The following is a 12429-nucleotide window of genomic DNA, read 5'->3' on the forward strand; positions in this document are numbered from 1 at the left end:
TTGCGCCGGCGAAGGCTGGCGCGGCGGATGACCGAAATATCTCAATGACCCACGGATCGGCAGCAGCCTCAGGCAGCGCAGACGCGTGGATAGCACTCAAGGGATATGCTGGATGACGGTCGAAAGAAGCAACTTGCCTCCACTGTCGAGGCTGACGATGGACAACTGGCCGCAGGCGAGGCGGTCATGAGTGTAAGGGACGAAAATATGGGTAAGGTCACAGGGTTTCTGGAAATCGACCGGCAGGTGGCAAAGTATCAGCCTGCCTCGGATCGCATCCGGCATTTCCGCGAATTCACGATCCCGATGTCGGACCAGGAAGTGCAGAAACAGGCAGCGCGCTGCATGGACTGTGGCATTCCCTATTGCCATGGGCCAACCGGCTGCCCTGTTCATAACCAGATCCCGGATTGGAACGACCTCGTCTACAACAACAACTGGGAAGCGGCGATCCAGAACCTGCATTCGACGAACAACTTCCCGGAGTTCACCGGCCGCGTCTGCCCGGCGCCCTGCGAGGAAGCCTGCACGCTGAACCTCGAGGACACGCCGGTTGCGATCAAGACCGTCGAACAGGCGATCGCTGACAAGGCCTACGAGCTCGGCTTCATCCGTCCGCAGCCGGCAACGGTTCACACCGGCAAGAAGGTTGCGATCGTCGGTTCCGGCCCGGCCGGCATGGCGGCTGCACAGCAGCTCGGCCGCGCAGGGCATGAGGTTCACGTGTACGAACGCGAAAGCAAGCCCGGCGGCCTGCTGCGCTACGGTATCCCTGACTTCAAGATGGAAAAGAACTTCATCGATCGCCGCGTCGAGCAGATGAAGGGCGAAGGCGTCACCTTCCACTGTGGCGTCAATGTCGGTGTCGACGTGAAGGTCGAGCAGCTGCTCGCAGACCACGATGCGGTTCTCTATTGCGGCGGTTCTGAAACGCCACGCGAAGCGGGTATCCCGGGCATCGAGCTTTCGGGCGTCCATGACGCGATGCCCTACCTCGTGCAGCAGAACAAGCGCGTCGGCCGTGAAAACATCGACAGCGTCGGCTGGGCCTCTGACCCGATCCTCGCCGGCGCCAAGCATGTCGTCGTCGTCGGCGGTGGCGATACCGCATCGGACTGCGTCGGTACGGCGTTCCGCCAGGGCGCGGTGAAGGTCACGCAGCTCGACATCCGCCCGCAGCCGCCGGAGAAGGAAGACAAGCTCGCTGTCTGGCCGTTCTGGGCAACGAAGATGCGCACGTCGTCCTCGCAAGCGGAAGGCGCAATTCGCGAGTTCCAGGTGGCAACACTCGAGTTCGTCGGTGAAGATGGCGTTCTGACCGGCGTGAAGTGCTGCGAAGTCGACGAGCGTCGCAAGCCGATCGCCGGCACCGAGTTCATCATCAAGGCCGACCTTGCTTTCATCGCGATCGGTTTCAGCGGCCCGTTCAAGGACAGCGTGCTCAAGGAACTCGACGGCAAGCTCACGCTCAACACCGACCGTCGCGGCTCGACCAACGTCGTTGCCGACGACCGCGACTACAAGACCTCGGTCGACAAGCTCTGGACGGCAGGCGACGTGCGCCGCGGTCAGTCGCTGGTGGTCTGGGCGATCCGCGAAGGCCGCCAGGCCGCCCGCGCCATCGACGAAGCCCTGATGGGCTCGACGGTTCTGCCGCGGTAAGCGACACAGTTGATGATTGGATTTTGGGCCGCTCTGAGCGGCCCTTTTTCGTTTGGTGAGCCTCGCGTTCGACTGAGATCAAGAGCGCGTTTTTGGAGCGCGGCTTCATGCAGCCGGGCTATTTGATGGTGACCTGAGCGGTGGGCTTCACAGGAGCCATGCGATAGTCATCGACGCGGCCAACAGGGGGAGCCGCCATCTCGCCATCCTGAACCAGAAGATCACGTGGCGACTTGGTGGCACTGACCGGGAGTGCCCTGCCGCCAAGAAGTTCCGCGCCGCCATCCAGGTTGGGATCGGAGAGGCTGATCGGCTCGGTGCGGCCGGGCATTGCCACAGCGTCGATCACCGGCGCATTGCCCGTGTCAAGGCGGACGAGGTCCGGGCTTGCCTGTACCCCGAGAATGCGGCGCACGGGCTTTTCGACATAGAAGGCAAGCTTGCGTCGGCCTGCTTCCGTGAGGTTTATGCCATCCGAGGTGCGTAGGCGGACCTGCTGGCCGTTGATATCCGAGCCGGTGACGATGAAGTCGCCGCCTTCGCTGACGAAACCGTCCCAGATGTCGACGAACTCGCCGCCGACGCTCTCCATCTGCTTGCGGAACAGCTGGTTAAGCTGCACGGCATCGGCGGTCATCGCAGGCGAATCGAAGGCGGGCAGTCCGACCCAGAGCAGCGGAATCTTGCGGCTGGTGACCTGCTGGCCGAAGGCCACGACGCGGCGCTGATATTCGGCATACCAACCGTCGGTCCTGAATTTCTCCTTGCCGATATCCGTCACCATCTGCTGGCGGTCATTCGCGCCGAGCATGACGATGACCATGGCGGGCTTCGCCTCGTCCATGAATTTTGTCAGCTGTTGCGGCCAGTCATAGTAGTCGTCTCGGACCAGACCCGAGGCGACGTTGCTATGTGTCTCGACCACGACGCCGGGAGAATCCTTGAAAGCAGCGTCCATGCCGACGCCAAGACCGCCGGCGAGAAAATCGCCGACGACGAGGATCTTCTGGGCGTTGGCAAGCTTCTCGACCGCCTTTTCCTCAACGACGACGGGAGCGGCGGGACGGGGAGCCGCAGCCGCCTTCGGCGACGGCGCTTTCCTTCTCGGCGCAGGCTGTCGCTGCGGCGCGTTCTGAGACGGTGCCTGTGGCGGATATTCCTGGATGTAGCGACGGCCAAAGAAAAAATCGAGAATCGAGCGGCGATAGTAATACCGCTCCTGCGCATCGGCCACGTGCACCGGCAGCGCGCTGAAGACGAGCACCAACGTTGCGGTGCCAATCGCACCCCAGCGGAGCGTTGCCCAGTGTACTCGTTTACGCATAATCAGCAGCCTCGCATCTGCCGGCATTCTCGCATGGAGCGGGAACTCGCGTCCACACCACAAAAGTGTATGTTGCCGATTATTCCGTCTACTTGCGAAGCGCGTTCAGGAGCGGCAGCGATGGCTCACCGTCCTGCTGCATTCCGATGCGAGCCTGGACCGCGGCAATCGCGGCCTTGGATCCGCTGCCGAAGTTCCCGTCGACCTCGCCGTCGTAATAACCGAGTGTCTTCAGGCGCGTCTGCAGTTCGAACTTTTGCTTCATATCAAGCGTACCGTTCGGTCGTGGCCAGGGCTGCTTCATGCCGCCGTAGCCGGCGATCTCGTCCGCCAGCAGTCCGACCGCAATCGCGTAACTGTCCGACGCGTTGTAGTTCTTGATGGTGAAGAAATTGCTGGTCATCAGGAAGCCCGGGCCATCGGGGCCGGCCGGCATCTTGAGCACGGCCTTGCTGCCGCCATCGCGGAAGCTCTTGCCGTTCGGCCGGCTAAGGCCGAGGGAGGCCCACTGCGCCAGTGTATGCGTTTTACCGACCTGTTTTCGGGCATTCGGCGGCACCACCACTTCATAGCCCCAGGTTTTGCCGGCATCCCACCCGTTTTTCCGCAGCAGGTTGGCGGACGTGGCGAGAGCATCAGGCACGGAGTTCCAGATGTCGCGATGTCCGTTGCCGTCGGCGTCGACCGCATAGAGCAGGTAGCTTGTCGGAATGAATTGGGTGTGGCCCATGGCGCCCGCCCAGGAGCCGGTCATGCCATCGGGCGAGATATCGCCATTCTGCAGGATCTTCAGCGCCGCAATGAGTTGCTTCTTGGCGAACTTCGCGCGGCGTTCGTCGGCATAGGCGAGGGTCGCCAAGGCGCGCGGCACGTAGTGCAGGCGGTCGTCCTTGTCGAGAACTGCGCCATAATTGGATTCCATCGACCAGATGGCCAGGAGAATCGTCTTGTCCACACCGAACTGGCGTTGGACCGCATTCAGCGTCGAGGCATGTTTGGCGGCCATCTGACGGCCGATCTGCACCGTGTACGGATTTACACGGGAATCAACGTAGTCCCAGATTTTCGTTGTAAATTCAGGCTGATAGGCAGCCTTTTCCAGCACTGTCGGATCCGGATCGCTGACGCCTGAGAAGGCTTTGCGATAGGTTGCCTTGCTGATGCCATTTTGAGCGGCAGTTTGATAGAAGTCCGCGATCCACTTCTGGAACCGCTGATCTGCTTTCGCGTTGATGGGGGCCAGGCCGGCGGACGCGGTCACGATGAGTGCAATAGCAAGACCACGAAGGGAATTTCTGTGATTTTGAGTCATCGGCGGTCATCCGTCCTTTCGTTTCAGGCACAGCGGAGCGCAAATTTCCGCTCAGGCCTGAGACTACCTGAACGAAGTCAACAAATTCTTTACCATGACGTAGGAACGCAGTCACCATTTGCAAAACTGTAGCAAATCGCATCTAGTTCAATCAAAAATGCCTTTATTTCAAGCGGTGTAGTTATCGCAGGAGGATTGTGTGGCAGAGCATAAAAAAGTTCGCAAAGCTGTATTTCCGGTCGCGGGTCTCGGGACTCGCTTTCTCCCGGCCACCAAAGCCGTGCCGAAGGAAATGCTGACTGTCGTCGACAAACCGATCATTCAGTATGTGGTCGACGAAGCTTTGGAAGCGGGCATCGAGCATTTCGTTTTCGTCACAGGTCGTAACAAACACATCATCGAAGACTACTTCGATATCCATTTCGAGCTTGAGCAGACGCTGCGCGAGCGCAGCAAGCAGGCGGAAATGACGCTGCTTGCTGGCCAGCTTCCCAAGGCTGGTACGGTCAGCTTCACTCGTCAGCAGGAGCCGCTTGGCCTCGGCCATGCCGTCTGGTGTGCTCGCGAGATCGTCGGCAACGAGCCGTTTGCGCTGCTCTTGCCCGACATGATCATGAAGAGCGAAGGCAAGGGATGCATGAAGGGCATGATCGACCTTTATGCCCAGAGCGGCGGCAACATCATCGCCGTCGAGGAATGCGCCCCGGATCAAGCTCACAAGTACGGCATCGTCGGCGTCGGCGAAGCGATCGGTGATGGCTTCCGCATCACCGGCATGGTCGAGAAGCCTGCCAAGGGCACGGCACCGTCGAACTATTTCATCAACGGCCGCTATATCCTGCAGCCTGAAGTCTTCAAGATCCTGGAAACCCAGGAACGAGGCGCTGGCAACGAAATCCAGCTGACCGACGGCATGCTGAAGCTGCTGAAGGACCAGACGTTCGCGGGCTATCACTTCCGCGGCACGACCTATGACTGCGGCGCCAAGGACGGCTTCATCCTGGCCAACGTGGCCTTCGCCCTGGAACGTGCGGACATCCGCCCGACCGTCGAGGAAGGCTTCAAGGCGCTGCTGAAGGGCCTCTGAAACCAGCCTGCCTGTCAAACGAATCAGTCCGCCTCCAAGGCTCCCACTTGGAGGCGGATTTCGTTTCAGTGCTTCAGTTTCAGACCGACGCCGGCCCGCCATTGCTCGGAATCGCTGCTTGTCTTGCGGGACGTCAGCTCGTAGCCAATGGTGCTGGTCATATCGAGGTAGCGGTTGATGTTCCAGGTCAGCCCGGCGCTCGTGGTGTAGACCGTCTCGTCGCTGGTCGGGCTATCCGACGGATAGTCGCGATAGATGATGCCGCCGAGGACAGTGCCTGTCAGATTATCACGCAGTTGATGCGTGACGCCCGTCGTCAAAGCATGCGAAACGTAGCCGGATTCGCCAGCTGTCGTCGACGGGTTGATGCTTGTCAGCAGGCCGATGTTGACGTCCGTACCTCTGAGCGGCGACCAGAATAGCTGAGCATCCACCACGGCCGCGTCGATGTCCGAGAGGCGGTCGTCGTCGAAGGTGGCAGTCTGATAGCCAACCCCAACCTCGCCGCGGAGCTTTTCACCCAAATCGAGCTCGACGCCGACCTTGGCGCCATAGCTATCTCCCGACCTGCGGAAGCCGGCGGAATCGATACTCTCGTCATAGACCGTCTTGCCGACATTGCCTTCGATGAAGGGGATGAGAGCCGGGGAAAGCTCGTAGCCGATGCGGCCGCGGATCGTGCCGCTCGTCTCGTTGCGATCGGCCAGCGAAACGGTCGTTCCATCGGACAATGTCGCGTCGGAATAGATCGTACGGCTGACATCGATAGCGGTGCTGCCGCGCAGGATGCCGAAGTCGCGTTCGATCGAGGCGCCGGTGCTGAATTCCTGAACATCCGATTGCTGGTCCGCGTTCTGGATGGCATTCGGATCATCAGTGTCTTCGCGGTAGAAATGGTAGCCGCCGATGATATGTGCGGTCGTATCCTCGGGAAGATCGAGCCGCAGGTCGCCGTCGATCCTGAAATCCGGCTGTTCCTCGCCTTTGCCGCTGACGTTCTTCTGCCAGGCGCCGTCGGTGGTCACCGTGAGTTGGTGCAGCGCCCAGTCGGAGGTCAGCGTGGCGTGCAGATCCGTTTCGAGGAAGCCACGCGTCTGTTTGATGCCGGCGTCCTTCTGCGTCTCGGTGTTGATGCTCTGGGTAACGGTCGGACGCAGGACGAAGGTGCCGATGCGGATGCCCGGCGTTTCCTCGGCCGCCGGATTCGGCTCCGGCTTGCGGGCCGGCAGCCGCTCGTCGAGCGGCGCTTCGCGCGTGTTGAGGCGTATCATGTCCTCATCGAGGATCGCACCGGTCGTCTCGTCGCTCGGTTTTTGATCGGCAGCCGCAATCGGCGCAGCAGTGGCTGCTGGCGCCGCATTGTCGGCCGGTGACATAGTGCCGGCCGGTGTTTCAGGGATATCGCCTTCATCCTCCACCGCCGCAGCAGCAGGTGCGGTCGACGAGCGGATCGAGCTGTTGGAAACGGGCGTCGACTGCGCAAGTACGGCGTGGGGCGCGAGGAAAGTGCCTGCCATCAGAGCCATGGACACGGCAAAGCCCGTCGCGCGGAGCGGCGTGAGACTGCTCGTGTCCTTCCAATGGCTCATGTGTATCCTGGCATGCGTCGAAGCGTTACCCGAACGTAAAGTCTATTGCTGTTTTACATACACAACGAGAAACTTCTAAGCGTGTGAAAACAAATAGAAAATACGCTTCAGATGTATGCAGCGCATAATGCGCGGGAAACGTTATTTTATGGTTAATCCTTCGTAAAAAAGAGTTGGCGTCCGACCAACTCTGCGCTCGCAATTCTGGACAACGGCAATAGTGTTCTCGTGTTAGTTGAGTATGGAGAACGCAAATGCAATTCAAAGTATGGGGCAAAATTGATGGCGTGGAGTTTTCACAGACCTACGCAACCGTAGCTGAATGGAAGGCCGAGCGTAGATTGATCGAACAGCGTTTCACCGTTGAGGTGAAGGGGATGGCATCGGTATGATCCTGTTGACCCCGGAACTACGTGCGCAGTTGATCCGCAATAATGTCGAGGCACGCGAGGCCGATCATATCCCGGTCGTCAAATGGTTCACCCCCTGGGCGAATGCGACATGGCTGGTAACCGAAATGGAACCTGATGGCCGTTGCTTCGGCCTTTGTGATGTAGGCCAAGGCACTCCCGAACTCGGATACGTCAGCGTTGAGGAGTTGGAGAGCATCAAAGGGCCATTCGGGTTGACGATCGAGCGCGATTTGCACTTCCGCCCAACACGCCCACTATCCGAATACACCTACGCTGCTCGTGCAGCTGGCCGTATCGTAGAAATCTAAGAACGAGGATGGCCCGATTAGCTCGGGCCACTTCCATTTCACCTTTCAAGATCGGATAAGTCGATCTGCCACATCCCGAACTCACGATCTTCATACCAACTTCCTTCAAGGGTTTCCGCACCCTCGAATCGATGCAGCGTGGCGCTACCTGTGGCGTTTTCAGTTGAGGTCAACTTGAAATGTCCCGGCTGTAGTTCAGTGCCTTTGTAAACGACATGGCCTTCGGGAGACGAGTACGACACGACAATAATTCCTTCGTCGATGCGTACATCACATGGCCATCTCTCTGAGACCGTCTCCTCGGGAAAATACATGGTCATCTGCGAATTGCGATACAGCGGCAAGGTTTTCTCCACGAATCATCCAACCATAGCCTAGTCGGCGCAGTTGGATATTCAATGATCGACTATGTAGTTGTTGCGAGCGTATCAAGACTCTAAAGGCCGGGGTTCTGACGCCCCGGCCTTTCTTGTCAGTCACATTACACGATAGCCTTGAAGCCGTCGCGAACGCCCTTCATTACGAACTTGTCGGCCAAACGAGCATCGTAGAGGACTTCTGCGATGTCATTAGCACCCTTGCGGACAACGGCCAGAGCGAAGCCTTCCGAATTGAAGTTCAACTCGATAGGCGTTGCACTCTTCAAGATCGGAGGCAGAACCTCGATCTGTCCCTTCGTCACGGCTTTCCCATACGGCGAGGACTTCTTCAAAGTGGACGACTTCGGCTTGTGAGCCTGCTTGTCCAGTTCGTTGAGCGCGAGCAGTCTCGTAAGAGTCTGACCGTTGCTGTCCCTAGCCACAGCCGCTGTGATCGTCGCAGGTACGTCTTGTGGACGCACGTTGCTTTCGACCAGATATCGAACAGCGCGAAGGTTGTTCCTCCACTTGCCATCCAACTTCGGCGTCTGACCCACCCGATGAGTGCCCATGAGCAATTCAGCGTGGCGGATATACAGGTTAGCGTCCTCCTTCGGAACGCTTACCCCCTTCTGGTGGCACGCGTCGTTGAAGGCCTGCCAAACGTTCGGGTTCTTCTGCACTTCCTGCGCCAAGTGGACGATGCGAGCAAAGTCCCAATAGAGCAGTTTGGTGCTGAGCCCGGCGCTTGCCAAGTTCGCACTTTCCATCTCCTCCCCGAACGCAATCGCGTCCGCGATATCCTGAGCCGAGGTGATCGGCTTGAAGGCCATCGTGAAATCAGTGTCCGCGAAGGACTTGATTGCAGCTACGTTGTTGAGGTCGATGGTGAGAGCATTGGTAGTCATTTGAGAGTCCTTTCCCTTTTTCTGCCGCTCTCGGAATTGAGAAACGACCCCCAGTCACACCAGCATTTGCGCCGTGCTGTGCGTAGGCTAGCCAATGCCCCTACGCAGCCACCTTTCGGTAAGCGGGAAAGTCAATCCGGGAAACTCCAGGTCGGCCGAACCGCTACCAAGAGAAGGAAAAGTCTCCATCTGCACATCATGTGCTGACGTTTCGGTTCTATCCGATGTGTCTGATTTCGCAACACAATCAGGTTTGCGTAGTCAACGAGAAGTGAATTCACTCGTCGTTCACTACCACATGCTCTGTGATGCAAGGTCGATTAGAACTCGGTGATATTTCCAGCACGATTCATGCTGACATGGAAAACCCTTCCCAATGTGAAGATCGGGAAGGGCCGAGGAGGAATATCAAATGAGAAAGCCCATGCCTGAACCTTCCACGTATTTAGCGGATGAGTAAGCATCTGGTGAGCACCGCATCAGGCTCTGATGCGTAGATTTTAGCTGTGTTCCCTCTCAGAGGTCTGGTCGGAATGCAGCGACTGCTCTTGCTGCCTTGTCGCAACGTTCTGCCAGTTGTGTATACGAAAGCCCCATATGCTCCGTCGCGATTTTGAAGAGATACTGAGCAACGTCATCAACGGAGGCGTTTTGGTTGACTAACATGCTGAAGACGGTGTCGGCATAGGCATCATACTCGTCTGCCGCTTCAGGAATGTCCGATACCCCGATCGGGTCCCAATCGGAGAGCAGTGTCTTGCGAATGATAGCTCGGTTGGCTTTGCGGTCCATCGTTGATCCTATGCCGCAACGGCTGTTGTCGGTGTCAGTTTCCAATTCCACGGAAGCAGTTGTTCCAGCCTGGTGATCGGCGTGTCGGCGCGACTTCTCACCGTAGAGCAGTGGGTTTCCGAAATCAGGCAATAAATACGTTGTGGTCTTGGTCATGGGATCACAACTCCAAGCAGCCCCTTCTGTCAACGCTCCGACAGGAGGGGTTTTTCGTTGGTCTGATAAATACGCAACAACAACAAGAGGAGCGAAATCCCAATGACCGACAAGCCCGAATTCACCCGCAACGATCAAACCGCTGTCGCCTTCCTCAAGAAGATCATGGATCGTCTAGACACTGAGCGGCAAGCCTACGAGGATCGTGTCCAACAAGCGGTCCTCACCTTGAACTCCTTTAGCGCCCCATATGGCCTGACCTACCAGAATGCAGCTATAGCAGCGCAGTACGGCAATCATTCTCACCGCGTTTCGACGCCCGGTCATTCGCACAGCATCGGCATATCCGTTCCACAGTGGGAACCGTATCTGACACTTGCTGAATATGACACGCTCCGTGCGTGGGCCAATGGCGAAGACATTCTCGTTCATATCCTCAGCACTGAGCGATAAACCGAATTTTATTCAATTCACCGATACCTAGAGGGACATTCAGGTATCGGTGTTTTCATGGCAAACAATCCTCGCTGGCTCTACCTTCTCGAAAAGATCGCTGAGAGTTGGGACGACGGCGACAGAAGTCTTCGGGATAATCGCACGGACAAGGAAGTGCATCGCACGATCCTCGATACGCTCGTTCTCGGGAAGCCACTCAGCCCCAAGCAATCGGCTGCGCTGATCCGCAGCATTCAGCGGCGAGTGCCGTTTCAATCGAAATTCACGTGGACTGGCGAAATCGTATTGACCCGGAAGCAGGTCCGATACGCGGATAAGAATACCCTAGCACGAATCCGACAGGCATTCTCCGTCGAGCCACAAGGCTTTTCCAGTACTGGAAATGGCCCGGATTTGTCACCGAATAGTCAGCCATTTGTCACGCAAATGTCCGCGAATAGTCAGCCGTTTGTAGCGGATTCGCCATCGATTTCTCCCGATTTTCCGCTGAATGAGCTGAGCCACAAGGATTCTGGCGATCCTACGCAACGTTACCCTCATTTCGCTGCGCTCTATTCAGATACAAAACGACACGAGACGAGACCAAGCGAATACCAGCAAAGTGATGTCCCTACGGGCCATGATGCTCCTTTGTCGCATCATGACACCGGCACTTCCACGCTTACGCGTGTAGTGCATGAGGCGGCTTCGCCTAAGGGGATTGGGGATTCCAGTGGTGGAATTGAAAAGGCGCGGCACAAAATCGGCGAGGTCGCGCTGTGGCTCGATCAGGGACTAACCGGCACGATCAATGTGAACGGCATCAAGGCGCAGCTGGTTTTCGGAACCTACTACGCGTTCGAGCACCGTTTCTATCAGCGGCATTCTAATGAAGGCTATCGTGACTGGTGGCACCTGTATTCGGAACTCATCGCTGATCTGGTCGCGATTTTCGAATCCGGGAAACGGGATGACAGCATGGGCTATCAGTTCGCCGTGAGTGCGATCTTCAAGGATAGGGCAGGGTCCGAGCTGCTGGATATGCGACTAGCTGCGCGGCTCCTCTATGGCGCAAATGGCGAGCCTGATCGAATGCTGCTCATCTATGGGAGAGAAGTTTACAAGGTCTCGATCTCCGAGAACAAAGGTACCGGCACAAACGCTCCGCTTTGGCGAGGCGGCAAATGGGAACTGTTAGAAGCCCTATAGAGTGTTCGCAGCACGAATCCTGTAGCTGTAAAGCGTAGTGCGTTTTCGGCTGCGGCCGCGTTCCTGATGCATCTGAGCGTCTAGCTGAACGCGTCTAGTACCCCGCCTTACGCCATCCCGCAGCGCGTGCCTCTTGCTCGGAGCAGAACCATCGCTCGCCATATTCGTACCGGATAACAGTATCCGCATAATAGTGCTGGCCTGGAACGTGAAAAATGCGTTCGCCCGAATTGATGCTGATATTGCCCTTGATGTTGCAGGCCGGATTGAACGCGTTGGTGACCGCGGTCGGCAAGACCGTGTAGCCACCGGCTCCCAAGAACGCCGCTGCCGAACTCAATGCTACAACCGCTGGAAACTTCATATCTCAACCCTCTGACTTCTCAGGGTTGTAACACGTGAATTTTATCGGCTAGTGTATGGGATCGCTAAAATTCGCCGGACTGCAATTTTGCACGTTGATTGATCGCATAGTGACCGCATGATCGGCTTGTTGATTCAGGAGAGGCACAACAATGACCAAACTGAAAACACCCGCCGATGTCCCGGCGCTCGTGGATGCGCTGATTGCGGAAAGTCCCGACGTCGCGGCGATTGGCGATGACAGCTATTGCGTTGTCGATCTGGACGAAGAGGTGAATGCCCGTATCCAGAAGATCCTCAATGACTTCGGGCCGCGCGATCATCTCTTCTTCGATATCATCGACCGCCTAAAGGCAAAGGGGCGCGACTACGTGCTACCCGAGAACATGCGGCATTGAGGCGGCGGGGTCCGGTTCTTTGCGCGCCCATCTTTCTCGATAACCCAATGGCCGACGAGCCTTTCCCCAAGAACCCAAAACGGGAACGCGGAGCGTAGCGACCAAGCCCCAACG

Annotated in this window: 14 protein-coding genes; 7 read left to right on the top strand and 7 right to left on the bottom strand. The window is 57.6% G+C overall.

Annotation, left to right across the window (positions count from 1 at the left end; translation table 11 throughout):
• Window positions 1-207 precede the first annotated feature (207 nt).
• Window positions 208-1662, top strand: a complete 1455-nt coding sequence (locus tag AS026_RS31290) for a glutamate synthase subunit beta (RefSeq protein ID WP_026372160.1) — start codon at window positions 208-210, stop codon at window positions 1660-1662.
• Window positions 1663-1780: 118 nt separating this feature from the next.
• On the opposite strand, the gene AS026_RS31295 is transcribed toward AS026_RS31290, so the two are convergent.
• Together AS026_RS31295 and AS026_RS31300 are read right to left on the bottom strand one after the other, a co-directional pair.
• Complete coding sequence (locus AS026_RS31295) at window positions 1781-3013, bottom strand: SGNH/GDSL hydrolase family protein (protein WP_062374424.1); 1233 nt, start codon at window positions 3011-3013, stop codon at window positions 1781-1783.
• A 61-nt stretch (window positions 3014-3074) separates the two neighbouring features.
• Window positions 3075-4298, bottom strand: coding sequence for a lytic murein transglycosylase (locus AS026_RS31300; RefSeq protein ID WP_018859913.1), 1224 nt, complete (start codon window positions 4296-4298; stop codon window positions 3075-3077).
• Window positions 4299-4497: 199 nt separating this feature from the next.
• Here AS026_RS31300 and galU point away from each other — a divergent pair, with 199 nt between their 5' ends.
• Entirely contained in the window at window positions 4498-5385 is an 888-nt protein-coding gene (gene galU, locus AS026_RS31305) for a UTP--glucose-1-phosphate uridylyltransferase GalU (RefSeq protein ID WP_007797839.1), read from the top strand.
• A gap of 65 nt (window positions 5386-5450) precedes the next feature.
• On the opposite strand, the gene AS026_RS31310 is transcribed toward galU, so the two are convergent.
• On the bottom strand, window positions 5451-6974 hold the full coding sequence (locus tag AS026_RS31310) for an outer membrane beta-barrel protein (protein ID WP_062374426.1): 1524 nt from the start codon (window positions 6972-6974) through the stop codon (window positions 5451-5453).
• Window positions 6975-7228: 254 nt separating this feature from the next.
• Here AS026_RS31310 and AS026_RS42510 point away from each other — a divergent pair, with 254 nt between their 5' ends.
• Entirely contained in the window at window positions 7229-7366 is a 138-nt protein-coding gene (locus tag AS026_RS42510; RefSeq protein WP_167354924.1) for a hypothetical protein, read from the top strand.
• Window positions 7363-7695 carry a DUF2958 domain-containing protein gene (locus tag AS026_RS31315; RefSeq protein WP_062374428.1) on the top strand — a complete coding sequence of 111 codons (333 nt, stop codon included), beginning with the start codon at window positions 7363-7365 and terminating at the stop codon, window positions 7693-7695. Before AS026_RS42510 ends, AS026_RS31315 begins: the two co-directional genes overlap by 4 nt.
• A 38-nt stretch (window positions 7696-7733) precedes the next feature.
• On the opposite strand, the gene AS026_RS31320 is transcribed toward AS026_RS31315, so the two are convergent.
• The 3 genes from AS026_RS31320 to AS026_RS43770 form a co-directional block, all read right to left on the bottom strand.
• Window positions 7734-8051 carry a hypothetical protein gene (locus tag AS026_RS31320; RefSeq protein WP_131815356.1) on the bottom strand — a complete coding sequence of 106 codons (318 nt, stop codon included), beginning with the start codon at window positions 8049-8051 and terminating at the stop codon, window positions 7734-7736.
• A gap of 125 nt (window positions 8052-8176) precedes the next feature.
• Window positions 8177-8962: a hypothetical protein gene (locus tag AS026_RS31325; RefSeq protein ID WP_062374432.1), complete on the bottom strand. Its 786-nt coding sequence runs from the start codon at window positions 8960-8962 to the stop codon at window positions 8177-8179.
• Between the two features lie 516 nt (window positions 8963-9478).
• Entirely contained in the window at window positions 9479-9910 is a 432-nt protein-coding gene (locus AS026_RS43770; protein WP_245307696.1) for a hypothetical protein, read from the bottom strand.
• Window positions 9911-10012: 102 nt separating this feature from the next.
• Here AS026_RS43770 and AS026_RS31335 point away from each other — a divergent pair, with 102 nt between their 5' ends.
• Together AS026_RS31335 and AS026_RS31340 are read left to right on the top strand one after the other, a co-directional pair.
• Window positions 10013-10363: a hypothetical protein gene (locus AS026_RS31335; RefSeq protein WP_062374434.1), complete on the top strand. Its 351-nt coding sequence runs from the start codon at window positions 10013-10015 to the stop codon at window positions 10361-10363.
• 57 nt (window positions 10364-10420) lie between these two features.
• Window positions 10421-11554: a hypothetical protein gene (locus tag AS026_RS31340; protein ID WP_062374437.1), complete on the top strand. Its 1134-nt coding sequence runs from the start codon at window positions 10421-10423 to the stop codon at window positions 11552-11554.
• A 94-nt stretch (window positions 11555-11648) separates the two neighbouring features.
• Here AS026_RS31340 and AS026_RS31345 read toward each other — a convergent pair whose 3' ends face one another.
• Entirely contained in the window at window positions 11649-11918 is a 270-nt protein-coding gene (locus tag AS026_RS31345; protein ID WP_062374439.1) for a sunset domain-containing protein, read from the bottom strand.
• 151 nt (window positions 11919-12069) lie between these two features.
• Here AS026_RS31345 and AS026_RS31350 point away from each other — a divergent pair, with 151 nt between their 5' ends.
• The gene (locus AS026_RS31350; RefSeq protein ID WP_062374441.1) at window positions 12070-12315 is read left to right on the top strand and encodes a hypothetical protein; all 246 of its coding nucleotides are present in this window, start codon (window positions 12070-12072) and stop codon (window positions 12313-12315) included.
• The last annotated feature ends 114 nt before the right edge of the window (window positions 12316-12429 follow it).

It is taken from the genome of Rhizobium altiplani (genome assembly GCF_001542405.1).
Taxonomy (GTDB): Bacteria; Pseudomonadota; Alphaproteobacteria; order Rhizobiales; family Rhizobiaceae; genus Rhizobium; species Rhizobium altiplani.

Excerpts from the sequence above, each read along its gene's own strand:
- AS026_RS31290 (WP_026372160.1), top strand. The coding sequence starts at position 208 with ATGGGTAAGGTCACAGGGTTTCTGGAAATCGACCGGCAGGTGGCAAAG.
- AS026_RS31295 (WP_062374424.1), bottom strand. The coding sequence starts at position 3,013 with ATGCCGGCAGATGCGAGGCTGCTGATTATGCGTAAACGAGTACACTGG.
- AS026_RS31300 (WP_018859913.1), bottom strand. The coding sequence starts at position 4,298 with ATGACTCAAAATCACAGAAATTCCCTTCGTGGTCTTGCTATTGCACTC.
- AS026_RS31310 (WP_062374426.1), bottom strand. The coding sequence starts at position 6,974 with ATGAGCCATTGGAAGGACACGAGCAGTCTCACGCCGCTCCGCGCGACG.
- AS026_RS42510 (WP_167354924.1), top strand. The coding sequence starts at position 7,229 with ATGCAATTCAAAGTATGGGGCAAAATTGATGGCGTGGAGTTTTCACAG.
- AS026_RS31315 (WP_062374428.1), top strand. The coding sequence starts at position 7,363 with ATGATCCTGTTGACCCCGGAACTACGTGCGCAGTTGATCCGCAATAAT.
- AS026_RS31325 (WP_062374432.1), bottom strand. The coding sequence starts at position 8,962 with ATGACTACCAATGCTCTCACCATCGACCTCAACAACGTAGCTGCAATC.
- AS026_RS43770 (WP_245307696.1), bottom strand. The coding sequence starts at position 9,910 with ATGACCAAGACCACAACGTATTTATTGCCTGATTTCGGAAACCCACTG.
- AS026_RS31335 (WP_062374434.1), top strand. The coding sequence starts at position 10,013 with ATGACCGACAAGCCCGAATTCACCCGCAACGATCAAACCGCTGTCGCC.
- AS026_RS31340 (WP_062374437.1), top strand. The coding sequence starts at position 10,421 with ATGGCAAACAATCCTCGCTGGCTCTACCTTCTCGAAAAGATCGCTGAG.
- AS026_RS31345 (WP_062374439.1), bottom strand. The coding sequence starts at position 11,918 with ATGAAGTTTCCAGCGGTTGTAGCATTGAGTTCGGCAGCGGCGTTCTTG.
- AS026_RS31350 (WP_062374441.1), top strand. The coding sequence starts at position 12,070 with ATGACCAAACTGAAAACACCCGCCGATGTCCCGGCGCTCGTGGATGCG.